Here is a 22,203-nt window from a genome sequence, read left to right on the forward strand (position 1 = left end):
TGCGGTGGTGATTCGACCTACCGCAGTTGGTCTTTCATGACTTTTCCGGTGGCGCCGAGTGGCAGCGCATCGAGGTACTCGACGAAGCGGGGTGCTTTGAACCCCGCCATGCGTTCGCGGCTCCAGGCGATCAGGTCGGCAGCAGGCACCGGAGCGCTCGAGACGACGAATGCCTTGCCTACCTGGCCGAGTCGCTCGTCGGGGACGCCGATGACGGCAATCTGGTCGACGGCGGGATGCTCGAGCAGAAAACCTTCGATCTCCGCGGGGTAGGCGTTGAAGCCCCCGACGATGAACATGTCCTTCTTGCGTCCGACGATGCGGAGCCGTCCTTCGGGGTCGAGCGTGCCGAGGTCGCCGGTGTGCAGCCAGCCGTGGGTATCGATCGCCTCGGCGGTGCCCTCCGGGTCGTCGAGATAGCCTTGCATGACGTTGTAGCCGCGGATGAGTACTTCACTGTCGTCGGCGATTCGGATCTCGATGCCGTCGCACGGCTTTCCGACCGTGGTGGCGATCTGCTCGAACGTGTCGCCGCGACGCGATGCGGTTGCCGTCCCGCCTTCGCTCAGGCCGTAGCCCGTCATGATCGTCTCGAACGGTAGTTCCTTGCTGATTCTCCGGATGAGCTCGACCGGAATGTCGGCGGAACCTGTGACGGCGGCGCGTAGCGACGAGATGTCTTGCGCGGTAGGAGTGGTCAGCAGCGATTGGTAGAGCGTCGGGGGGCCCGGCAGCATCGTGACCTTCTCGCGTTCGACGAGTTCGAGCACCCGGTCGACGTCGAGGACAGGAATCGGCAGGACCGTGGCGCCGCGGATCATCGATGCGATCAGACCGGCCTTGTAACCGAACATGTGGAAGAACGGATTGACGATCATGTAGCGGTCGCCCTGGCGCAGATCGGCGAGATCGCACCATTCCGAGAACATCCGCAGGGTCTGTCGATGGTTCATCATGACGCCCTTGGGGCGACCGGTGGTACCCGAGGTGTACATGATGTCGGCGATGTCGTCGCCATGCACTTTCACCTCGAACGGTTCTCCGCTGGAGAGGAAGTCGGACTTCAGATCGAACACCGGTACGGGCTCGGCGACCGTGAAATCCTTTCCGAGGAAACCTTTCTGGACGAGCACCGCCTTCGCCCCGCTCCGGCGGATGATGTCGGCGGCTTCGTCCTCCCGATAGCGGGTGTTGATCGGGACGAGGACTCCGCCTGCGGTGAGGAGGCCGAATGCGGCAATTGCCCATTCGGCCGAGTTGGGACCCCAGATCGCCACCCGATCGCCCTTGCGGATGCCGGCGTCGGCGAAAGCACCGGCGGCTCGACGGATCCGGTCGGTGAGATCGGTGAAGGTGATCCGGAGGTCCCCGTCGACGACCGCTTCGGCACTGCCGAAGCGGTCGCCCGAACTCAGGACCATCTCGGGGATGGTCTGCCAGTTCATACCTTCAGGAGCCTCGCAAGGTTGCCACCCATGACCAGCTTCTGGTCTTCGAGGGGGAGGTGCTGGATGTGGTTGATGTAGGTGGTGGGCTCGGCCAGGCCCTCCGGGTGCGGGTAGTCGGAACCGAACAGCACGCGCTCCGCACCGATGAGGGCGGTGAGCTTGCTGAAGTCCTCTTCCCAGAACGGGCTGACGTGGATGCTCTTCTTGATCGCCGCCACCGGGTCCTGCATGCCGAAGCCCTCGGGTGCCTTCTTGAAGGTGTCTTCGAGGGTCTGCAGCACGTGCGGAAGCCAGGAGGCGCCGTTCTCGATGACCGCGATCCGCAGTTCGGGGAAGCGGAAGAGCGCACCGTGGCACACCCAGGAGCAGACCGCGTCCTGGATGGGGCGCCACTCGCTGACCATGCGGAACGCGTTGGTCACGAACGGGAGCATCTCCGCGCCGGTACCGTCCCACTCCTGGTTGTAGCGGGCGTAGCCGCTGTCGGAGGAGTGCTGGGTGACCAGGACGTCGAGCTCGACGACACGCTTCCAGAACGGGTCGAACTCGGGGAGCGCGAACGACCGCGGCCCCTTGAATCCGGGCACCGGTGCGGGGCGCACGAGGATGGCCTTCGCGCCACGCTCGACACACCACTCGAGCTCTTCGATCGCCTTCTCGACGATGGGCAGGCTGATGACGGGAACTGTGTAGATGCGGTCCTTGTAGTTGAATCCCCAGGTCTCGTACAGCCACTGGTTGAGCGAGTGGACGACGGCGTGGATCAGATCCGGATCGTCGCGCATGCGCTCTTCGACGAGGCTGGCGAGCGTCGGGAACATCAGGGTGCGCTCGATCTGGAGCTCGTCCATCAGCTCGAGACGTGCGGCCGGCTCACGGAACGCCGGGATCGACTTCATCGGCTTGCCGAAGATCTCCCGCTTGCTCTTACCTTCGGGATTCCCGTTCTTGAAGTAGTCCTCCATCGCACCGGGCCGGGCGACGACCTCGAAGGTGGGGTTGGGGATGTACTCGCTGATCTGATTCCGGATCGCAATCTTGGTGCGTCCTTCGACCTGGACGTACTTGATCGCACCCTTGTACTTGTCCGGGAGGAACTTGGTCAGCGCCTCTTCGGTCTCGTACAGGTGGTTGTCCGCGTCGAACAGCTGGTACGGCAACTCTTTCGCTGTCATCAGAAATGCTCCTTCTCTCGTTGTGAGAATACTATTCTCTTCCGTTGCGCGCCGCAATGTCCTTTCGGACCAAGAACTTCTGGATCTTGCCGCTTGCGGTGCGCGGGAAGTCTGCGATCTCGTGCAGTTCCTCCGGCCACTTCTGCTTCGCGACCCCCGCCTGCGCGAAGTGCGATCGCACGTCGTCGAGGGTGGGCAAGGTGTGCCCCGGATGCAGTCTCAGGACCGCCGCGGCATGCTCACCGAGGCGCTCGTCGGGGGCGGAGACGACCGCGACCTCCGCGACCGACGGGAGGGCGAGCAGCACTTCTTCCACCTCGAGGGCGCTGATGTTCTCGCCGCCGCGGATGATGAAGTCCGCCTTGCGGTCGGTGATGGTGAGATAGCCGTCGTCGTCGAGCACTCCGATATCGCCTGTGTGGTACCAGCCCTCGTCGTCGAACGCCTTCGCAGTGAGGGCCGGGTCGGTGTAGCCGGCGCACAGGTCGGGTCCGCGGCTGAGGATCTCGCCGTCGTCGGTCAGCCGGATCTCCACGCCCGGTGTCGGGTTGCCGTCGGTGTAGAGCCGCTTGTCCTCGGGATCGGTCGACAACGAGCTCGTGATCGACGGGTGTTCGGTGCTGCCGTACGCGCGGAAGACCGTGATGCCGTAGTCGGCGAGCCTGCGTGTCACCGTGGCCGGAACCGTGGACCCGCCGAGCCCTGCGTACTTCATGAACGGGATGTGCCGCTCGGGGGAGAAGTCGGGATGATCGACGAGGCTCGTCATGAAGTAGGTGGCACCGCCGCCCACCACGAGCGCGTCGCTTTCCATGAGTTCGAGCGCCCGCTTGGGGTTCCAGACGTCCAGCAGATTGATGGGGCTGCCGTCGAGAACCGGGATGAGGAAGGCATTGACCATGCCGATGAAGTGGCCGACCGGCGCGGCGGTCAGTTGCTTGCCCCGGTCGGCGGGGTAGCGCGCGGAGAGCTGACGGGTTTCGCATCCGATACTCCGATGGCTGTGGATCACGCCCTTGGGATTGCTCGTGGTGCCGGAGGTGAATGCGAGCAGGGCGGGGCCCGCCGTGTCGGCGGGCAACACGCCCTCGAACGGCTCGTCGTCGAGCAGGCCCTCGAACGAATCCTGTCCCACGACGCCGACGATCGGGATGTCGGCGCACAGGTCGGGTCGGAACTCCATGTTGCCGAAGCGTTCCGCGCTCACGAATGCCTTGGGCTTCGCCTCACCCAGTATGTAGGAGAGTTCCTTGCGCCCGTAGAAGTGGACGATCGGCACGATCGCTGCGCCGAGGAACGACGATGCCCAGAAGACCGCCGCGGCCTCCATCCAGTTGGGAAGCTGGAATGCGACCGTGTCGCCGGGGCCCACGCCGCGCTTGTGCAGTCCGGACGCGAGCCGCCGTGCCATGAGGTCGACGTCGGCGAACGTCCCCTCCCAGGGGCGTACGTCGGAGAAGACTCGGAATTCGGCGTCCGGAGCCGCTTTCAGGCCGCGGGCCAGGAGGTCGCCGAGTGTGTCGTGCGTCCACCACCCTTCGTTTTCGTAGCGTTCGACGAGCTCGGGGGGTATCTGCCGCATCTGTTGCGCTCCTGATGGTTACGGAGCCGCGCCGAGGTACACCGCGGCGTCGGCGGAGTTCCTGCCGGCTTTCACCGGCATGTGAGCATGTTATTCTCCATAGGAAAGAATTCCAATATCACCTGGGAGAATTACCCTATGGTCGAGCTCGAACTGGACGACGGATTGGCGGTCCTCACGATCGATCGTCCGCAGGCGCGCAATGCGATTTCGCTCGAGACGATGGATCGTCTCGATGAGATGCTCGACAAGGTGGGCGATGCCCGCGTGCTGGTCATCACCGGCGCAGGCGATCGCGCTTTCGTCTCCGGTGGGGACCTCAAGGAACTGTCCAAGCTGCGGACGGTGGACGAGGCTGCGGGCATGGCGCGCCGCATGCGGACGATCTGCGACCGGATCGCTGCTTTCCCCGGGCCCGTAGTTGCAGCACTCAACGGTCATGCGCTCGGAGGCGGCGCGGAGTTCGCCGTGTCGGCCGACATCCGTGTCGCTGCCCAGGACGTCAAGATCGGGTTCAACCAGGTCTCCCTCGCGATCATGCCGGCGTGGGGTGGGGCCGAGCGGCTCGCCGCGCTCGTGGGCCGGGGCAAGGCGCTCATGCTTGCGGGGTCCGGCACGATCCTCGGGGCCGAGGATGCTCATCGCATCGGTCTCGTCGATCAGGTGCTGCCGCGCGAATCGTTCGACGAGGGCTGGCGCTCGCTCGCACGCTCACTCGTCAACGAATCCTCGGGTTCGATCAAGCGCGTCATCTCCGGCGCGACGCCCGCCGAGGCGATCGATGCGTTCGCGCAATTGTGGGTCGCCGACGCTCATTGGGAAGCCGCAGACAAGGTGATGAACCGCGGAAAATGAGGCCCCGGCTCGTGAGGCCGCACACATTTTCGACGTCATGAATGAGCGTGCATGTTGTACGTGTGACTCATGTGGGGAAATTTCGGACATTTTTTGACCAGTGGACTGGCTGGCGTCAAACCGACACGCCGCCGATAAACGCAAAACACGTACTCTGTGATGGATTCGTAACCCTTTCGTTATCGAGAGGCCGCTCAGAGGAACGTTGCTTTGTCTTTCACTGCCGAAAATCTTGCTCCGACCGTGACACCCCGACGTCGACCCGCTGCCGTGCGCATGGGGAGGTGGATATCGGTGGTCCTGGTTACCGGGGCCGTGACGGCGGCCGGAACGACGGCTGCCGGTGCTACTGACACCACCGACAGGACGGCCCGCGCGCAGGCCGGGCTCTCGTGGACGGGAAGCAGTGAGTCGCTGTCCACGGCTCCGCAGGTGCTGTCCATCTCGGGAGTCGATGCATCGAGCTACACGGAGAAACTGCGCAAGGCCACCGAACGCGAACAGCAGCGCATCGCAGAGGCGGCAGCGGCGCATCAGGCCGAACTGGATCGCATCGCGCGTGAGGCGGCGGAGCAGGCTGCGCGCGAGGAAGCCGCGCGTCGTCCCGCATCAGTGTTCCCGGCCGCGGGCGTCTTCACCTCCGGTTACGGTGCCCGGTGGGGCACCAACCACAACGGCATCGACATCGCCGCTCCCATCGGAACACCGATCCTCGCTGTCACCAGTGGCCATGTGATCGAGACCGGACCGGCCTCGGGATTCGGGCTCTGGGTCCGCGTGCAGCAGGACGACGGCACCGTCGGCGTCTACGGCCACATCGATCAGTCGCTGGTCTCGGTGGGCCAGCCGGTCAGCGCCGGCGATCAGATCGCCACGATGGGCAACCGCGGACAATCCACCGGACCGCACCTGCACTACGAGGTTCACCTCGCCGACGGCACCAAGATCGATCCGGCTCCGTGGCTCGCGAGCCGCGGCATTCCGGTCCCCGGCGCGCACTTGTCGTAGTCGGTTCGGCCGCAGACGAAAGGGCCACGCGTACCCGTCGGGGGGTACGCGTGGCCCTTCGTCATGAGGTCACCAGAGCCATGGGGTCACCAGACTCATGAGGTCACCAGATCTTCACCCGCTCCTCGGGTTCGAGGTAGAGCCCGTCACCCGGCTTCACATCGAAGGCGGTGTGGAACGCATCGATGTTGCGCACGACGCCGTTGCACCGGAACTCCGGCGGTGAGTGCGGGTCGACGGCGAGCCGGCGCGTCGCCTCCTCGTCGCGCACCTTCGTGCGCCACACCTGCGCCCACCCGAAGAACACCCGCTGCAGTCCGGTCAGCCCGTCGATGGCCGGGGACTCCTCGCCGCCGAGAGCGATTTCGTAGGCCTTCAACGCGATCGACAGTCCGCCCAGGTCACCGATGTTCTCGCCGATCGTGAAACTGCCGTTGACGCGCTTGCCGGGGAGCGCCTTCGGTTCGAACTCGTCGTACTGGGCGATGAGAGCTGCAGTGCGCTTGCCGAATTCGCTGCGGTCCGAGTCGGTCCACCAGTTCTCGAGGTTGCCGTCGCCATCGTACTTCGCGCCCTGGTCGTCGAAGCCGTGACCGATCTCGTGCCCGATGACCGCGCCGATCCCGCCGTAGTTCGCGGCATCATCGGCATGCAGATCGAAGAACGGCGGCTGCAGAATCGCCGCGGGGAAGACGATCTCGTTCATGCCCGGGTTGTAGTAGGCGTTGACCGTCTGCGGAGTCATGAACCATTCGTCCCTGTCGACCGGGCCGCCGAGCTTGGCGAGTTCGCGGTCGTATTCGGCCGCGTAGCCGCTGCGGTAGTTGCCCACCACGTCGTTCGGAGTGATCGTGACGGCCGAGTAGTCCCGCCACTTGTCGGGGTAGCCGACCTTCGGCGTGAACTTGCCGAGCTTGCGGAGCGCCGCCTGGCGGGTGTCGGGGCTCATCCACTCCAGATCGGTGATGCTCTGCCGGTACGCCTCGGTGAGGTTCTCGACGAGCACTTGCATCCGGATCTTCGCTTCGGCCGGGAAGTGGCGTTCGACGTACAGCTTGCCGACCGATTCGCCGAGGAGGTCCTGCACGAGCGACACGCCGCGCTTCCACCGTTCACGAATCTCCTCGGCGCCGGTGAGCGTACGACCGTAGAACGCGAAGTTCTCGTCGACGAACGCGTCGGTCAGATACGGGGCACGCGCCCGCAGGATCCGCCACGACGCCCACGCCTTCCAGTCGTCGAGCGACTCACCCGCCCATACCTGTGTGAACACCTCGAGGAAGCTCGGCTGCCGCACCACGATCTCGGCCCACTGCTCCGCGGTGGCGCCTGTCGCGGTGATCCAGCCGGTCCAGTCGAACTCGGGGAGATCGGTGAGCACCGAATCGAGGGTGACGAGGTTGTACGTCAGGTCGGCGTCGCGCCGCTTGACGACGTCCCAGTGCCCCGCAGCCAGCTTCGACTCGAGCGCGAGTACGCGCTGCGGATCGTGTTCGAGGCCGGCGAGCGCGAACATCCGGCCGATGTGCGCGACGTACTCGTCGCGGATCTCGGCGTACTGGTCCTCGCGGTAGTAGGACTCGTCGGGCAGGCCGATGCCACCCTGCGCCACGTGCACGAGGTAGCGCTGGGAGTTCTTCGAGTCGGTGTCCACATAGTGGCCGAGCGCGCCGCCGACGCCCACCCGCTGCAACCGTCCGAGCACGGTTGCGAGTGCGGCGCGGTCGGCTGCACCCGCGACCGACGACAGTTCCTCGGTGATGGGCCCGAGCCCGGCGGCCTCGATCGTGTTCGTGTCCATGAAACTCGTGAACAGGTCGCCGATCTTCTGCGCGTCCGTCCCGGGCGCGGCATCGGAGTCGGCTGCCTCCCCGATGATCGTTCGCACATCGACCTCGGCCTTGTCGGCGAGGGTGCGGAAGGCGCCGTCGAGGGCGCGGTCGGCAGGGATCTCGTGTTCGGTGAGCCAACGGCCGTTGACGTGCTCGAACAGGTCGTCCTGGGCGCGAGTGCCCTCGTCGACGTGGTCGAGATCGATTCCGGATCGGGTCTCCGAGTGCGCAGTGGTCATGGCATCCATCCTTACACCCGTAACGGTCCGGGTGCAGTAAGCGGTCGAACGCCGGAGAACGTGCGCACGTCGTCCGGCCGATCCCTACCATCGGGTCCGGAACCTACGGATGGGAGATGAACACGGTGGCCAGCGGTGACGAACCGATGCCGAAGGCGGCGCTGAACACGGAGATGGTCGTCGACCAGCGATTCCTGCCCGTCGCCGACCTCTTCTTCCGGATGTTCGACAAACCGGGTCAGGGCGGCGGCGCGATTGCCGCGTACCTGCACGGCGAACCGGTTCTCGATGTCTGGGCGGGGTGGGCCGACAAGCAGCGTCGCTGGGCGAGCGACACGATCGTGCTGTCGTTCTCCACGGGAAAGGGCGTCGCCAGCACGGTGTTGCACCGTCTCGCCGAGCGTGACCTGGTGTCGTACGACGCACCGGTCGAGCAGTACTGGCCCGAGTTCGGCGCGGCAGGGAAAGGAAGCATCACCGTTCGCGAACTCATGTCGCATCGTGCGGGCCTCCACAAAGCCCGCGGGCTCGTTCCGGGACGCTTCGGGCTCCTCGATTCGGAGAAGGTCGCCGCGGCACTCGCGGCATCGCCCCCGGATCCGCGTCGGCTGACAGGACCGGGCTATCACGCCGTGACCTACGGGAACCTCGTCGCGGAGGTCGCCGCTCGGGCCTCAGGTGTGCCGTTCCAAGATCTCGTCCGGCAGGAGATCGCCGAGCCGCTCGGCGCGGAGGAGTTCGGGGCGGCGGAGTTCTGGTATCGCGTGCCGCCCGAGCAGCGGCACCGCATCGCGCGAGTGTTTCCCAAGGTCAACTTTCTGCCCGCGCCGTGGGCGACCGCGGGCGCGGTGATGTCGCGGATGCCCGGCATCAAGGGCCTTGCCGAAGCCGGGATGGCGGAAGGATTCGACGAGGTGATGCGCAGTCCCCGGGCTCACGACGCCGTGATGCCCGGCTGGAACGGCGTATTCACCGCGCGTTCGCTGGCCCGGATGTACGGCGCGCTCGCGAATGGGGGTGCACTCGGCGATGCATCCGGGACCGGTAACGGTGGCCACCGGCTGCTGAAGGAGGAGACCGTCGAACAGTTGCTCGAGGTGCAGACACGTCGTCGCGACTACGTTCTCGGTTTCCGTCCCAACTGGCGACTCGGCTACCACCCCGCCTGGGTGGCAGTGCGTCAGCAGCCGCTCAGGTCGATCGGGCACTACGGTTTCGGGGGTTCCGGCGCATTCGCCGATCCCGAGACCGGACTGTCGTTCGCGTTCGTGACCAACCGGATGGGAAACGCCTACACCACGATCTCCGACGGACGGTTCCCGCGGCTCGGGGCAGCAGCCGTCACTGCTGCTCGGCGGGCGTAGAGAACAGTTGCACGCTTGCATACGCCCGCACATACACCGTGCCGTCCTCCCCGGTCAGCAACGTTTCCAGTGAAGCGAGACGCCGTCCGGCCCGCACCACGTCGGACTGCACCTGCACGACCGGTCCGGGCACCGCGGGAGAACGCAGGTAGTCGAGGGTGATCTGAAGCATCCGGTACTGCCCGCCCGCTTCGGTGAGACTCTGTGCTGCGAGGCCGGTGACGATCTCGGCGATCGAGAGCAGCACTCCGCCCTGGATCGAGCCGATGAAGTTCGTCATCCACTGGCTCGGTGCGACGGTGGCGCGCACCGCACCGCGTTCGACGTTGTGCACCCGGAGGTCGTGCATCCCCGCGAGCGGACCTCGCGGCAGCGTGCCGGAAGCGATGCCGCCGACGATGTCGAGGCCGGACCTGGAAGCGAGGACATCGCCGTCGATCCATGGCTCGTGCTCGTCCGGGGCGGTGGGGAAGGCGTCGGTCGGTGCGCCGCCGCCGTCGACGGGTGCGCGTCCGACGACGATGGTCCGTCCGGTCAGGTGCAGGACGAGGTTGCCGTGCTCATCGAGGATTTCTGCGGACGACAGACCCGAGGTGTCGTCGAAATGCATGCTGCGTCCGACTCCGGACACTCGGCCGGCGTGCGGGAACGGATGTGCGGTCGACGCTGTGAGTTGCGCGAGCACGCCTTGCGCACGGAGCCCGGTGGCGTGTTCCCTGGCGACACCGGCGGGGGCGGCTCCGACAATGTCGGACAAGGCGCCGAGCGCCGAGATCGTGACCTGTCCGCGGTGGTCGAAGAAGGTGGGGCCGACTGTCTGCGTCACCGAGACAGAGTCGGGCGAGCACACGTTCACCCCGACCCCCGTGTAGGTGGCGGGTCGGTCGATCGGGAACGTGGAAATATCGAGCGTCATGCCTCGATTCTCGCTCAGGCAGCGGTGGAGGACTCAGCGGGACTCGTGCGCGAGGATCGCGGCCTGGATCCGTGACTGCAGATCCAGCTTGTGCAGAACCCGCGCGACATGCGTCTTCACGGTGGTTTCGCTGACCCCGAGGCGGGTGGCGATCTGTCTGTTCGACAGGCCTTCGCCGATGAGGTCGAACACCTCGCGTTCCCTGCCGGTGAGGGTCTCGAGGGCGGGGACCGGCGCGGGCGTGCGGTCGCGCACGGCGGCGAACGCGTCGATCACCGTTCGGGTGACCTCCGGCGCGAGCACTCCGTCGCCCGCGTGCACGGACCGGATCGCGTGCAGCAGAGCATCGGCCGATGCGGTCTTGAGGAGGTAGCCCCCCGCACCGGCCCGCAAGCTGTCGAACACGTACTCGTCGATCTCGAAGCTGGTGAGTACGAGCACCCGGCTACCGGTTTCCGAGGTGATGATGCGCGTGGCGGCGATGCCGTCGGTTCCCGGCATCCGGATATCCATCAGCACCACATCGGGTTGCAGTGCGCGTACCTGGGACACGGCGACGGCGCCGTCGGCGGCCTCACCGACCACCTCGATATCGGGGTCGGACTCGAGGATCATCCGCAGGCCGCTGCGGATCGCGGTGTGATCGTCGGCCAGCAGGACTGTGATGGTCACCGGGCGGCTCCGTTTCGCAAAGGCAGGTGTACTTCTGTTCGCCACTGATCGTCGACGATCCGGGAGCGGGCACCACCACCGATCGCGGCGGCGCGCTCCGCGATATTGCGCAGCCCCTGCCGTTCCTCACCGTCGGGAAATGCATCACTGTCGGGAGATGCGCCGATAGCTCCGATGCTGGTCCCGAGCGGGTTCGAGATCCGGATCGTCAGTTCGCGACGATCAGCCGCGAGGCACACGACTACGGGCTGTCCGGGTGCGTGCTTGGTGGCATTCGTCAGGGCTTCTTGGATGATGCGGTAGGCGGTCACGTCGACTTCGGCGTCGAGTTCGGGAAGCCCGCGCGCATCGATCGTGACGGTGTTGCCGCTCGCCTCGGCCGACGAGACGAGGCCGGACAGGTCGGCGAGACGTCCGGCGGTGGCGGTGTCGTCGCGCGTGTCCTCGCTGCGCAGCAACGTCACCATCGACTGCATCTCCCTGAGCGCTTCGACGCTGTTGGTGCGAACCGACTCGAGGACCGTCATCGCTTTCTGCGGATCGCGTTCGCGCAGCCGCAGCGCCGCTTCGCTCTGGATCGCGATCGCCGACAGGTGCCCGGCGACGATGTCGTGCAGGTCGCGCGCGAGGTGTTGCCGTTCAGCGGTGATTGCGGCGGCGCGGTCGAGTTCGGCGACCTGGGCGAGTGCCTGCGCCTTGACGCGCTCGGCCTCGGCTGCGTCGCGGTGGGTGCGCACCGACCGGGCCCACCACACAGGCAGTGAGATGAGGAGTGCGCCCATGGCCGCGACGAACACCGCCGGTCTCAGCTCGCCGGTGTAGATTCCGGCTCCGACGGCGAGTATCGCGATCGGTGCGATCGGTGCCCGCTCCAGGAACACACTCGTCCGGGCAGTGCCGTACAACGCGGCCGCGAACAGCAGATCGCCGTACGCGATCCACACCGGCAGGGACATACCGAGTGCGAAGTCGACGGCGACGGGCACCGAGGCCAGCGCCAGACCGAGTAGTGGGTGCGAACGGCGCAGGAGCATCGGTACGCACACGGCAGCGAGAAGCGCCAGCCGCACCTGCACCGACGTCTCGTCGTGGGCAACCAGGGCACCGAGGTCCAGCAGATACAGCACCGCGCCGCACACGAAATATGCGAGTGCGATGAGCGCGGCTGCGTATCGGTCGATCACGATGCCATTCGATCACAACGACCTGCCCGAACAGACCGGCGTCATCCGAAGTGATGACGCTCTGCGACCCGATCGGCGGACGCGGCGACGAGTCTCCCGACGACATGCTCCAATCATGTTCACCAGCCACATCACCGCATTCATCATCGCCAGCGAGGTCGGGTTCTGGGTTGTTCTTGCACTCGGCCTCGTGCTCCGATATCCGCTGCGTCTACCGAAGGTCGGCGCAGTTGCGCTCGCACTGATCCCGGTGATCGACGTGGTATTGCTCGCTGCGGTGGCACTCGATCTGCGGAACGGCACGGAAGTCGGCTACATCCACAGAATCGCCGGGATCTACCTGGGGGTGAGTGTCGCGTTCGGCCCCAGCATCATCCGCTGGGCCGATAGTCGTTTCGCCTACCTGTTCGCCGGTGGTGAGAAGCCCGCGCGACCGCCGAAGGAAGGGTCGGAGGCGTTCCGGTACGAGTGCGCGAGCTTCGGGCGCTGGCTCATCGCGGCCGGGGTCAGCGGCGCCGCGATCCTGGGACTCGGTGCGACCGTCGCGACCGACGCACAGAGCGCTGCTCTCAACGCCGTGTTCCCGATGCTCGGCATCATCACCGCGATCTGGTTGATCACCGGCCCGGTGTGGGTCCTGAGCAAAGCGTGACCGGACGCGATGGGTTATTCGTCGAACGCGTGTCTGTCTATTCGAGCCGACTATTCACACAGCCGCGCGTTCCGCGACCTCGACAACCACGTGTGGGAGGCCATGTGGATGGATATCGAGGCTGCCGTGCGCAGTGGGCACCCGAGGGCGAAGGTGCGGCTCAGGGGTGAGCCGGTAGCCCGAAGCGCGCGAACAGTCTGACGAGGTCGTCGCTGAAGAAGACCGTCGCGTGCGCAACCTTGCCCTCGACGATGTCGAGGACCTGGAGTTGAAAAGGACGGTGCTGCCCGTCTTCACCACGCATATAGAGTCCGAGGGCCGGCTGTCCGTTCGCCACCGTGGGGAGCAGGATCTGATCGCCCGGGCCTTTTGCCGGGCAGTTGCACTTGATCAGAGTCACGATGGCGTCGGCGCCTTGATACCAGCCGTCGAACGGCGGCATTTCCCAGATGGCGTCCTCCGTGAGCATCGTGACGAGCGAATCGATGTCGTATTTCTCGAACCCCTCGACCCACCGCTTCACGAGCGCGCGGGTTTCGGCGCTGTCGGGTTCGCTGAGTTCGACGTTCGAGGCCTGGGAGTCGCGTAGCTGCGCGCGGGCGCGTTGCAGCAGGCTGTTCACTGCGGCGGTGGTGGTATCGAGTGCGGCGGCGACTTCGCTTGCCCGCCATTGCAGTACATCGCGCAACAGGAGCACTGCGCGTTGCCGCGCCGACAGGTGCTGCAGCGCGGCGACGAACGCGAGCCGGATCGAATCGCGTGACGCGACGATCGTTGCGGGATCGCTCGGGTCGTCGGTGTGCCCGTCGTCGGTGTAGCTGCCGGGGATCGGCTCGAGCCAGGGGACTTCCTGACGCGTCACGAGGTCGTCCGTCGGATCGGAACTCGGTGCACCCAGCCCGGTGGGCAAGGGTCTGCGTTTGCGACCCTCGAGCGCCGTGAGGCACACGTTGGTGGCGATGCGATGCAGCCACGTGCGCAACGACGAGCGTCCGCCGAAATTGTCGTATCCTCGCCACGCCCGCAGGTACGTTTCCTGCACCAGGTCTTCGGCGTCGTGGAGGGAACCGCTCATGCGGTAGCAGTGCGCGAGAAGTTCGCGCCGGTACGGTTCGGCGGCATCCATGAATGTGGTATCGCCGAGGTCACTCGATGGGGTGTCAAGGAGCTGTTCTGCCATGGGTCTCCGCCCTCGTCCGACTGCCTGAACAACTACCTGCCCGAGAGTAGTCCGGGGGACCGACAGGCAACAGTCCGCAGAGGTGCTTCCCGCGGAGGTCACGAACGCTTCGATTACGCCTGTTATGCGGGTAGCGTGACGAAGCCGTGTCCTGGTGGGGGTCGCGGAGGGAAGGATTGGGGCCGGTGTTGCAGGAACACTTCGGGCGGAACGATGCGTCGGGTGGGGCGGGCCCCGTGGGGCCGTTCGCGGGTGGGCCGCCACTCGATGCATTGCACGTCGAGACTCCGCCGCTCGACAGGTTCGGGACCGCCGAACTCGGTCGCGCCGTTGTCGTCGCCTTCGCGCTCGTCGCGTTCGTGACGTGGGCGGTGGTGCGATGGGCCGCGATGAGCATCGTCGGGCGCGCACCCCGTCGCAGTGTCGTCGATGCGGCCGCGCACGGCACCGTCGACGCATTCGAACATCTCGGACCCACATTCGTGAAACTCGGTCAGCTCGTCGCATCGTCGCCGGGTCTGTTCCCTGCCCCGCTCGCCGACGCTTGCCTGCGCATGCTCGACGACGTGCCCACCTTCCCGTCCGAACAGGCGCGCGCGGTCATCGAGGAAGACCTCGGGCACCCGATCGGCGAGATGTTCTCGTCATTCGACGATGTGCCGCTCGCAGCGGCCTCGGTCGCGCAGGTCCACGGATGCGTGCTCCTCGACGGACGCGAAGCCGTGATCAAGGTGCAACGCCCCGGGATCGCACGACGGATGCTCGTCGATCTGCGCGCGGCGTACGTCGGTGCCAAGATGCTGCAGATCTTCGAGTTCTTCCGGATCGCCAACACTCCTGCGATCATCCGCGACCTCTACAACGCAACGATGACCGAACTCAACGCCGCGGTCGAGGCCGACCGGCAGGATCGCTTCCGCAACAACATCGGGGCGTTCGGCGACAACCGGTTCGTCACCGTGCCCGAGGTCTACTGGAATTGGTGCGGGCCGAGAGTGATCTGCATGGAACGCCTGACGGGCACACCCCTCGACCGCGTCGTGTCGGGGGAGGAGGGGCTCGACACCGCGCTGCTGGTTCGGCGCGGTGTGAAGGTGTGGATCGAGGCGGTGCTGTTGCACGGCCCGTTCCACGGTGATGTGCACGCCGGGAATCTGTGGCACCTCGACGACGGCCGTGTCGCGTTGCTCGACTTCGGGATCGTCGGTGAGCTCCCCGAACAGTGGCGCACGGTGCTGCGCGAATTGTTCCGCTCGTCGTTGCTCGACGGTGACTTCTCCTCGGTCGCGAGCAGTCTCCGGGAGCTCGGGGTCGCGGAGAATCTCGATGTCGATGATGCGGAGGTCGGGCGGCAGATGGCGGAGACCTTCGGCCCGCTGCTGGGACGAGACCTCTCGGAGTTGCGGCTCAGCGCGTTGATCGGTGCGCTCGTGTCGCTGGGGCGTCGATGGAACACCACGAGTCCCGAGGAACTGGTGCTGTTCGGCAAACAGGTCGGCTATTTCGAGCGCTATGCGACCGCGCTCGCACCGGGATGGGTACTGGGCCGCGACCCGTTCGTCTTCCTCAATGTCTTTCCTGACGAAGTAGCCATAAGAATCACCGAATCGGGCGTGAGCCTGCCCGACTGAGCGAAAAGCGTCGGAGGTCTTTACAGTCCATCGCGCGCGCCGTAGTTTAACGATCGTTCGACCCAGCACGTTGGTTCGGCACGTCGATGGCAGCGCAACGGAAGGATCACGACCCCATGAGTGCATCGCAGGACGTCGTACTCGCCGAACGGGACGGCCACGTCGTCACGTGGACGATCAACCTTCCCGAAGCGCGGAACCCGATCTCCGGAGACGACGTCGTCGAACGCCTCGTCGAACTCGTGGACCGGGCGAACGACGACGTCGACACCCGCGTCGTGATCCTCACCGGCGCCGGCTCGGCGTTCTCCGCGGGCGGCAACGTCAAGGACATGGTCGATCGCACCGGCATGTTCGCCGGTGCACCGCACGCCCTCCGCGACGGCTACCGGCGCGGAATCCAACGGCTGCCCAAAGCGATCTTCCACTGTGAGGTGCCGATCATCGCGGCCGTCAACGGCCCCGCCGTCGGCGCCGGCTGCGACCTGGCGATGATGTGCGACATGCGGGTCGCGTCGACGAAGGCGTTCTTCGCCGAGAGCTTCGTCAAACTCGGCATCATCCCGGGTGACGGCGGCGCGTGGCTGCTGCCGCGCGCGATCGGCGCCGCCCGCGCCGCCGAGATGGCGTTCACCGGTGATCGCGTCGATGCCGCCACCGCCCTCGACTGGGGCATGGTGTCGCAGGTCGTGGAGCCCGAGCAGTTGCTCGAGACTGCGCGCGCGCTCGCCGACCGTGTCGCCGTCAACCCGCCGCACGCACTGCGCATGACCAAGAAGCTGCTCCGCGAAGGACAACGCGTCGACCTCGACACCCTACTCGAGCTGTCTGCGTCGCTGCAGGCGCTCTCGCACCACACCGAAGACCATCGAGAAGCGCTCGCGGCATTCATGGAACGCCGCCCGGGCAACTTCACCGGCAAGTAACCCAGAACAGAAGGATTCCATATCGTGAAGAGGACTATCCTCACCGAAGAGCACGACGCGTTCCGCCAGATGGTGCGTGACTTCATCGAGCGCGACGTTGCACCGCACCGTGAGGAGTGGGACGAGCTCGGACACCCCCCGCGCGAGTTCTTCCGCCGCCTCGGCGAACTCGGCATCCTCGGCATCCAGGTGCCCGAAGAGTTCGGTGGCGGTGGCGAATCCAGCTTCATCTACAACACGATCGTGTTCGAAGAGGTCGCGCGCGCCGGTGTGTCGTTCGGTGGTTACACCGTCCACGCGTGCCTGATCCTGCCGTACCTGCTCGAGTACGCCACCGAGGAGCAGCGGAAGCGCTGGCTGCCGGGCTTCGCGGACGGCTCGATCATGACGGCCATCGCGATGACCGAGCCGGGCACCGGTTCCGACCTCGCGAACATCGCGACCACCGCGAAGCTGTCGGAAGACGGCTCGCACTACATCGTCAACGGCGCCAAGACCTTCATCACCGGTGGTGCCACCGCCGATCTGATCCTCACGGTGTGCCGCACCTCGCCGTTCGATCCGGAGGACCGGCGCGGCGGCCTGTCGATCATCGCCGTCCCCACCGCGACCGAGGGCTTCGCCGTGGGCCGCAAGCTCAACAAGATCGGCCTGCATCAGCAGGACACCGCCGAGCTGTCCTACAGCGACGTCAAGGTACCGGTCGAGAACCTCCTCGGTGAAGAAGGCGCCGGCTTCGGCTACCTCGCGCACAACCTGCCGCAGGAACGTCTCGCCATCGCACTGAACCAGGTGGGCTTCGCCGAGGCAGCGATCTCGCACGCGATCGCATACACCCAGGACCGCAAGGTGTTCGGGAAGCCGGTCGCCTCGTTCCAGAACTCGAAGTTCGTGCTCGCCGAGTGTTCCGCCGAAACACAGGCGGCGCGTGTCTACGTCGATCACTGCCTCGAGCTGCTGGACCGCAAGGAACTGTCGGTCGCCGACGCGGCGCGTGCCAAGCTGTTCTGCACGGAGGTCGCCGGCCGGGTCATCGACAAGTGCCTGCAGTTGCACGGCGGCTACGGCTACATCACCGAGTACCCGATCGCCCGCCTGTACGCCGACACGCGGGTCACGCGGATCTACGGTGGCACCAGCGAAGTCATGAAGACGATCATCTCCAAGGATCTGGGGCTGTAGTCATGTACCCGGGCCGCTACGCTGCAACGCACCCGGATCGGCCCGCGGTACACGAGGCTGCGACCGGGCGGACGATCACCTATCGAGAACTCGAGGATGCGTCCGTCCGGTTCGCACACTGGCTACGCGCGCACGATGTGGGTGCCGGTGATCATGTCGCAGTGATCACCGTCAACGACGCGACTGTGTACGAACTGTATTGGGGTGCGCTCCGTTCCGGTGTGTACATCACCTTCGTCAATTCGCATCTCGCGGCCGCGGAGGCCGCGTACATCGTGGACGACTGTGACGCGACGATCCTGCTGGTATCGGCACCCCTCATGTCGCTCGCGGAAGAGATCGCCGCACTGACACCGAAGGTGCGGCATCGCGTCGCGTTCGGTGGATCGATCCCGGGCCACCTCGACTACGAGACCGAGGTCGAAGGCCTGTCCACGGTGCCGCTCACAGATCAGCCGCGGGGCAGCGACATGCTGTACTCGTCGGGAACCACCGGGCGTCCCAAGGGAATCAAGCCCCGGCTCAGCGGTGTGCAGATCGACGAAGATCCCGGAACTCCCCTCATCGACATGCTGCGGCACTTCGGGTTCGATGAGGACACCGTCTACCTGTCGCCTGCGCCGATCTACCACTCGGCGCCGCTGCGTTACAGCGTGCTCACGCAGGGGTTGGGTGGCAGCGTCGTGCTCATGGAACGCTTCGATGCGGAACTGTCGCTGGAACTGATCGAGCGCCATCGCGTCACCCACAGTCAATGGGTTCCCACGCATTTCGTGCGACTGCTCCGACTCCCCGACGAGGTACGCGACAAGTACGACCTGTTGTCGCTGCGCTGCGCGATCCACTCTGCGGCGCCGTGTCCCGTCGAAGTCAAGGCGAACCTCATCCAGTGGTGGGGTGAGATCGTGTACGAGTACTACTCGGCCACCGAGGCGGTCGGCAGCACTGTCATCACACCGCAGGAGTGGCTCCGCAAGCCCGGAAGTGTGGGCCGCACAGGAGGAGCCGGAAGCAGCGGGATCGCGCACATCTGTGCAGCCGACGGCAGCGAGCTGCCTGCAGGGCAGGCAGGGACCGTCTACTTCGAGAAACCCGTGCAGAACGTCGAGTACCACAAGGATCCGGTCAAGACCGAGTCCGCGCGACATCCGTTCGAGAAGAACTGGGCGACCAACGGCGACCTCGGTTACCTCGACGAGGACGATTACCTGTACCTCACCGGCCGCGACAAGTTCACGATCATCTCCGGTGGAGTGAACATCTACCCGCAGGAGATCGAGAACATCCTTGCCCTGCACCCGGGGGTCGGCGATGTCGCGGTGGTGGGTGTTCCGGACGTGGACCGCGGTGAACGCGTCGAAGCGTTCGTGCGCCCCGCAGAGGGCGCCGCGCCGGGCGACGACCTCGAACGCGAGATCATCGACTTCTGCCATGAGAGGCTGTCGAAGTTCAAGTGCCCGCGTAGAGTTCGCTTCGTCGACGACCTGCCGCGTACCGCCACCGGCAAGATGGTCAAGGGTGCTCTGCAAGACCTCATCGACGTGTATGCCGATGCGGGGACGACGTGATGGCACCGTCTCCCAAACAGCAACTGTTCATCGATGTCGGACGTAAAGAGTTCGTGCGCAACGGGTACGGAGCGTCATCGATCCGGACCATCGCGCAGGAAGCCGGCGTGAGCCTGTCTGCGCTGTACTACCACTACAAGAACAAGCAGGATCTGCTGCTCGCGATTCTGCTGGACGGCGTCGACACGTACGACGCGGTGTGCGACGCCGAGCTCGCCGATGCCGGAGACGATCCCGTCGCGCAGCTACGCGCGTTCGTGCGGGGGAACGTCAAGTTCCGGACCCAGTACCCCAAGCAGGGGCAGCTGATCGCGACCGAGGTGCGCAATCTGGAGCCCGACGGGGCACGCCAGTACGACGAGCGCCGACGCGCGGGACGCAAACGGATGCGCGACATCATCGACGAGGGCGTCCGCCAGGACCTGTTCACCACGAAATATCCCGACGACTGCCGCAGATCGATCCTGGCGATGGTGTCTGCGATCGCCAACTGGTACGACCCGGCCGGACCCGACACGCCGGACGATATCGCCGAACGCTATGCCGACATGGCAATGGATTTGTTGTGCCCGAGCGGGACGAACGCTGCCCCGCGCGACGGAAGAGAATCACGATGAGTACACGACTGGTCCCGCAGGCCGGGACACCCGATCCGGCGCTCGCCGAACTGCGCATGCAGGTGAGGGCTTTCCTGAAGGAACAGATCGCGTCCGGGGTGTTCACACCCGGTATCGATACCTGGCTGACCCGATGGAACATCGACTTCACCCGGGCGCTCGCGGCCGAGGGCTGGGTCGGCATGACGATCCCCACCGAATACGGCGGGCACGGGCGCACTTTCATGGAGCGCTTCGTCGTCACCGAAGAACTTCTCGCGGTCGGTGCTCCCGTCGCGGCACAGTGGGTCGCGGACCGGCAGGCCGCGCCGTCTCTTCTGAAGTACGGCACCGAAGCGCAGAAGCAGAGGTTCCTCCCTGGCATCGCTGCGGGCGAGATCTGCTGGGCCATCGGCATGTCCGAGCCCGACTCCGGCTCCGACCTGGCCAGCGTCAAGACTCGCGCCGTCCAGGTCGAGGGCGGTTGGAAGATCACGGGAACCAAGCTGTGGACCTCGGGTGCACATCACGCCGACGCATTCTTCGGTCTCGCCCGCTCCGCGCCGCTCGACCCAGCGCACCGCCACGACGGCCTGAGCCAGTTCATCGTGCTGCTCGACTCGCCCGGCGTGACCATCCGCCCGATCCTGTCGATGTCCGGCGACCACCACTTCAACGAGGTGCTGCTCGAGGACGTCTTCGTCCCCGACGATCTCGTCCTCGGTGCGATCGGATCGGGCTGGGAGCAGGTCACGAGCGAACTCGGCTTCGAACGCAGCGGTCCCGAACGATTCCTGTCGACGTTCGGTGTCCTCGAGGGCCTGGTCCGCGGTGTCGGGTCGGGCACCGTCGAATCCGACACGCGGATCGGCGCGACCATCGGTCGGATGGCCGGGCTGCACCGGATGTCCACGGCGGTATCCGAATCGCTCGAACGCGGGGAGAACGCGGAACTTGCCGCGTCGGTGGTGAAGGTGCTCGGCACGAAAACCGAGGGTGACCTCTCCGATCTGGCGGACGAGATCGCCGGCTACGGAACCTCCGACGAACATCTTTCGCAGCTGATCCGGGCGAGCGTCATGCAGCGCCCGGGCTTCACATTGCGCGGCGGAACCAGCGAGATCCTGCGCGGGGTCATTGCACGAGGATTGGGACTACGATGACCGACAACACGGCAACGGACAACACCGAATTGCGCGACTTCGAGCGGATGCTCGCCGAAGTGTTCACCTCCGGCGACGACCACCGCATCGGTGACGTCATCGAATTCGATCGCAGCCTGTGGGCCACGCTCAGCGAATTGGGTCTCGCACGCCTGACCGGCGACGAAGCGACCGGTGGCAGCGGCGCAGGCTGGACCGAGGCGGCGCTGCTTCTCACCGCAGCCGGTGCGGGCGCTGCGGCGGTGCCGGTCGCGGAGAACGACCTGCTCGCCGGGTGGCTGCTCACGACAGCCGGGCTCGAGGGCGGCGACGGCGTGCGCACGGCAGCGGTACTCGATGCCGACGGTGGCGCCCGCTTCGTGCCCTGGGCGCGCGACGTCGACTCGATCGTCGTCCTGTGGCAGGACGCGGGACGTACCTGGAGGGTCGCGGAGATCTCCAGGGCTCAGGTCGAACTCACGGAGGCCGTGAATCTCGCGTCGGAGCCGCGCGACCACATCCGCGTCGACGTCTCTGCGCTCTCGGGTGCCGAGGTGCCTGCGTCGCTGGCCGAGGAGTTCCGCTACCGGGGTGCGCTTGCGCGGACACTCTCCTCGGTGGGAGCGATGGATCGGATTCTGGGGCTCGTCGTCGAACATGTCACGGCGCGTGTCCAGTTCGGTCGGCCACTCGGAAAGTTCCAGGCCGTCCAAGCGCTCGTATCCGAAATCGCCGCCGAGTCGGCCCTCGCACGGGCGGCAGCGGACGCGGCGGTGGCGGCCGCGGTCGACAACGGTTTCGGCAGTAGCACCACCCGCTTCGCGGTCGCTGCGGCAGCATCGTGCACCGGTCACGCGGCGGCTGTGGTCACCCGCAATGCGCATCAGGCGCTCGGTGCGATCGGCTTCACGATGGAGCACGAACTGCATCGGCACGCGAATCGTGTCCTGTCGTGGCGCAACGAGTTCGGCACTGTTGCGTCGTGGGATGCGGAACTTCTCGAGGCTGCGGTAGCGGCGGGGGATGTGTGGACTTTGGTCACCGAGTGATG

19 protein-coding genes are annotated in these 22,203 nt (G+C 65.9%); 11 read left to right on the forward strand and 8 right to left on the reverse strand.

Annotated elements, in window-relative coordinates; genetic code table 11:
• Window positions 1–17: 17 nt before the first annotated feature.
• The 3 genes from ACFWCF_RS15405 to ACFWCF_RS15415 are packed head-to-tail and all read right to left on the reverse strand — an operon-like array spanning window position 18 to window position 4,205.
• A complete protein-coding gene (locus ACFWCF_RS15405; RefSeq protein ID WP_378562806.1) occupies window positions 18–1,445 on the reverse strand; it encodes a FadD3 family acyl-CoA ligase in 1,428 nt (475 codons plus the stop codon).
• Window positions 1,442–2,623 carry an amidohydrolase family protein gene (locus ACFWCF_RS15410; RefSeq protein ID WP_378562809.1) on the reverse strand — a complete coding sequence of 394 codons (1,182 nt, stop codon included), beginning with the start codon at window positions 2,621–2,623 and terminating at the stop codon, window positions 1,442–1,444. Before ACFWCF_RS15410 ends, ACFWCF_RS15405 begins: the two co-directional genes overlap by 4 nt.
• Window positions 2,624–2,654: 31 nt before the next feature.
• Window positions 2,655–4,205, reverse strand: coding sequence for an AMP-binding protein (locus ACFWCF_RS15415; RefSeq protein ID WP_378562811.1), 1,551 nt, complete (start codon window positions 4,203–4,205; stop codon window positions 2,655–2,657).
• Between the two features lie 138 nt (window positions 4,206–4,343).
• On the opposite strand from ACFWCF_RS15415, the gene ACFWCF_RS15420 reads away from it, so the two are divergent.
• Both ACFWCF_RS15420 and ACFWCF_RS15425 read left to right on the forward strand, forming a co-directional pair.
• Window positions 4,344–5,060: an enoyl-CoA hydratase/isomerase family protein gene (locus tag ACFWCF_RS15420; RefSeq protein WP_378562814.1), complete on the forward strand. Its 717-nt coding sequence runs from the start codon at window positions 4,344–4,346 to the stop codon at window positions 5,058–5,060.
• Between the two features lie 276 nt (window positions 5,061–5,336).
• Window positions 5,337–6,068 carry a M23 family metallopeptidase gene (locus ACFWCF_RS15425; RefSeq protein WP_378563078.1) on the forward strand — a complete coding sequence of 244 codons (732 nt, stop codon included), beginning with the start codon at window positions 5,337–5,339 and terminating at the stop codon, window positions 6,066–6,068.
• Between the two features lie 103 nt (window positions 6,069–6,171).
• Here the strand turns inward: ACFWCF_RS15425 and ACFWCF_RS15430 are convergent, their stop codons facing one another.
• Window positions 6,172–8,139, reverse strand: coding sequence for a M13 family metallopeptidase (locus tag ACFWCF_RS15430; RefSeq protein WP_378562817.1), 1,968 nt, complete (start codon window positions 8,137–8,139; stop codon window positions 6,172–6,174).
• Window positions 8,140–8,255: 116 nt separating this feature from the next.
• On the opposite strand from ACFWCF_RS15430, the gene ACFWCF_RS15435 reads away from it, so the two are divergent.
• A complete protein-coding gene (locus tag ACFWCF_RS15435) occupies window positions 8,256–9,503 on the forward strand; it encodes a serine hydrolase domain-containing protein (protein ID WP_378562820.1) in 1,248 nt (415 codons plus the stop codon).
• Here the strand turns inward: ACFWCF_RS15435 and ACFWCF_RS15440 are convergent.
• Genes ACFWCF_RS15440 through ACFWCF_RS15450 form a run of 3 tightly spaced genes read right to left on the reverse strand, consistent with a single transcriptional unit; the run spans window position 9,481 to window position 12,275 of the window.
• Window positions 9,481–10,419 carry a PaaI family thioesterase gene (locus tag ACFWCF_RS15440; protein WP_378488427.1) on the reverse strand — a complete coding sequence of 313 codons (939 nt, stop codon included), beginning with the start codon at window positions 10,417–10,419 and terminating at the stop codon, window positions 9,481–9,483. The two genes, ACFWCF_RS15435 and ACFWCF_RS15440, sit on opposite strands and share 23 nt — an antisense overlap.
• A 33-nt stretch (window positions 10,420–10,452) precedes the next feature.
• Window positions 10,453–11,091 carry a response regulator gene (locus ACFWCF_RS15445; protein ID WP_378562823.1) on the reverse strand — a complete coding sequence of 213 codons (639 nt, stop codon included), beginning with the start codon at window positions 11,089–11,091 and terminating at the stop codon, window positions 10,453–10,455.
• Window positions 11,088–12,275 (reverse strand): sensor histidine kinase, encoded by a 1,188-nt coding sequence (locus ACFWCF_RS15450; protein WP_378562826.1) that lies wholly within the window; start codon window positions 12,273–12,275, stop codon window positions 11,088–11,090. The genes ACFWCF_RS15445 and ACFWCF_RS15450 overlap by 4 nt, the downstream gene beginning before the upstream one ends.
• 115 nt (window positions 12,276–12,390) lie before the next feature.
• Here ACFWCF_RS15450 and ACFWCF_RS15455 point away from each other — a divergent pair, with 115 nt between their 5' ends.
• Window positions 12,391–12,927, forward strand: a complete 537-nt coding sequence (locus ACFWCF_RS15455; protein ID WP_378562829.1) for a hypothetical protein — start codon at window positions 12,391–12,393, stop codon at window positions 12,925–12,927.
• A 160-nt stretch (window positions 12,928–13,087) separates the two neighbouring features.
• On the opposite strand, the gene ACFWCF_RS15460 is transcribed toward ACFWCF_RS15455, so the two are convergent.
• On the reverse strand, window positions 13,088–14,107 hold the full coding sequence (locus ACFWCF_RS15460) for a sigma-70 family RNA polymerase sigma factor (protein WP_378562832.1): 1,020 nt from the start codon (window positions 14,105–14,107) through the stop codon (window positions 13,088–13,090).
• 185 nt (window positions 14,108–14,292) lie between these two features.
• On the opposite strand from ACFWCF_RS15460, the gene ACFWCF_RS15465 reads away from it, so the two are divergent.
• The 7 genes from ACFWCF_RS15465 (at window position 14,293) to ACFWCF_RS15495 (ending at window position 22,201) form a co-directional block, all read left to right on the forward strand.
• Window positions 14,293–15,738 (forward strand): ABC1 kinase family protein, encoded by a 1,446-nt coding sequence (locus ACFWCF_RS15465; protein WP_378562835.1) that lies wholly within the window; start codon window positions 14,293–14,295, stop codon window positions 15,736–15,738.
• Between the two features lie 116 nt (window positions 15,739–15,854).
• Window positions 15,855–16,664: a crotonase/enoyl-CoA hydratase family protein gene (locus ACFWCF_RS15470; protein WP_378488421.1), complete on the forward strand. Its 810-nt coding sequence runs from the start codon at window positions 15,855–15,857 to the stop codon at window positions 16,662–16,664.
• 24 nt (window positions 16,665–16,688) lie between these two features.
• Window positions 16,689–17,846: an acyl-CoA dehydrogenase family protein gene (locus tag ACFWCF_RS15475; protein WP_054807450.1), complete on the forward strand. Its 1,158-nt coding sequence runs from the start codon at window positions 16,689–16,691 to the stop codon at window positions 17,844–17,846.
• Between the two features lie 2 nt (window positions 17,847–17,848).
• Complete coding sequence (locus tag ACFWCF_RS15480; RefSeq protein ID WP_378562839.1) at window positions 17,849–19,414, forward strand: AMP-binding protein; 1,566 nt, start codon at window positions 17,849–17,851, stop codon at window positions 19,412–19,414.
• Window positions 19,414–20,031: a TetR/AcrR family transcriptional regulator gene (locus ACFWCF_RS15485; protein WP_378488419.1), complete on the forward strand. Its 618-nt coding sequence runs from the start codon at window positions 19,414–19,416 to the stop codon at window positions 20,029–20,031. The genes ACFWCF_RS15480 and ACFWCF_RS15485 overlap by 1 nt, the downstream gene beginning before the upstream one ends.
• The gene (locus ACFWCF_RS15490; RefSeq protein WP_378562842.1) at window positions 20,028–21,173 is read left to right on the forward strand and encodes an acyl-CoA dehydrogenase family protein; all 1,146 of its coding nucleotides are present in this window, start codon (window positions 20,028–20,030) and stop codon (window positions 21,171–21,173) included. Before ACFWCF_RS15485 ends, ACFWCF_RS15490 begins: the two co-directional genes overlap by 4 nt.
• The gene (locus tag ACFWCF_RS15495) at window positions 21,170–22,201 is read left to right on the forward strand and encodes an acyl-CoA dehydrogenase family protein (protein WP_378562845.1); all 1,032 of its coding nucleotides are present in this window, start codon (window positions 21,170–21,172) and stop codon (window positions 22,199–22,201) included. The genes ACFWCF_RS15490 and ACFWCF_RS15495 overlap by 4 nt, the downstream gene beginning before the upstream one ends.
• The last annotated feature ends 2 nt before the right edge of the window (window positions 22,202–22,203 follow it).

Origin of the sequence: Rhodococcus sp. NPDC060090 (assembly GCF_042729855.1) — a bacterium.
Classification (GTDB): Bacteria; Actinomycetota; Actinomycetes; order Mycobacteriales; family Mycobacteriaceae; genus Rhodococcus.

Excerpts from the sequence above, each read along its gene's own strand:
- ACFWCF_RS15435 (WP_378562820.1), top strand. The coding sequence starts at position 8,256 with ATGAACACGGTGGCCAGCGGTGACGAACCGATGCCGAAGGCGGCGCTG.
- ACFWCF_RS15495 (WP_378562845.1), top strand. The coding sequence starts at position 21,170 with ATGACCGACAACACGGCAACGGACAACACCGAATTGCGCGACTTCGAG.
- ACFWCF_RS15490 (WP_378562842.1), top strand. The coding sequence starts at position 20,028 with ATGAGTACACGACTGGTCCCGCAGGCCGGGACACCCGATCCGGCGCTC.
- ACFWCF_RS15460 (WP_378562832.1), bottom strand. The coding sequence starts at position 14,107 with ATGGCAGAACAGCTCCTTGACACCCCATCGAGTGACCTCGGCGATACC.
- ACFWCF_RS15425 (WP_378563078.1), top strand. The coding sequence starts at position 5,337 with ATGGGGAGGTGGATATCGGTGGTCCTGGTTACCGGGGCCGTGACGGCG.
- ACFWCF_RS15430 (WP_378562817.1), bottom strand. The coding sequence starts at position 8,139 with ATGACCACTGCGCACTCGGAGACCCGATCCGGAATCGATCTCGACCAC.
- ACFWCF_RS15485 (WP_378488419.1), top strand. The coding sequence starts at position 19,414 with ATGGCACCGTCTCCCAAACAGCAACTGTTCATCGATGTCGGACGTAAA.
- ACFWCF_RS15470 (WP_378488421.1), top strand. The coding sequence starts at position 15,855 with ATGAGTGCATCGCAGGACGTCGTACTCGCCGAACGGGACGGCCACGTC.
- ACFWCF_RS15455 (WP_378562829.1), top strand. The coding sequence starts at position 12,391 with ATGTTCACCAGCCACATCACCGCATTCATCATCGCCAGCGAGGTCGGG.
- ACFWCF_RS15420 (WP_378562814.1), top strand. The coding sequence starts at position 4,344 with ATGGTCGAGCTCGAACTGGACGACGGATTGGCGGTCCTCACGATCGAT.
- ACFWCF_RS15440 (WP_378488427.1), bottom strand. The coding sequence starts at position 10,419 with ATGACGCTCGATATTTCCACGTTCCCGATCGACCGACCCGCCACCTAC.
- ACFWCF_RS15480 (WP_378562839.1), top strand. The coding sequence starts at position 17,849 with ATGTACCCGGGCCGCTACGCTGCAACGCACCCGGATCGGCCCGCGGTA.
- ACFWCF_RS15405 (WP_378562806.1), bottom strand. The coding sequence starts at position 1,445 with ATGAACTGGCAGACCATCCCCGAGATGGTCCTGAGTTCGGGCGACCGC.
- ACFWCF_RS15410 (WP_378562809.1), bottom strand. The coding sequence starts at position 2,623 with ATGACAGCGAAAGAGTTGCCGTACCAGCTGTTCGACGCGGACAACCAC.
- ACFWCF_RS15415 (WP_378562811.1), bottom strand. The coding sequence starts at position 4,205 with ATGCGGCAGATACCCCCCGAGCTCGTCGAACGCTACGAAAACGAAGGG.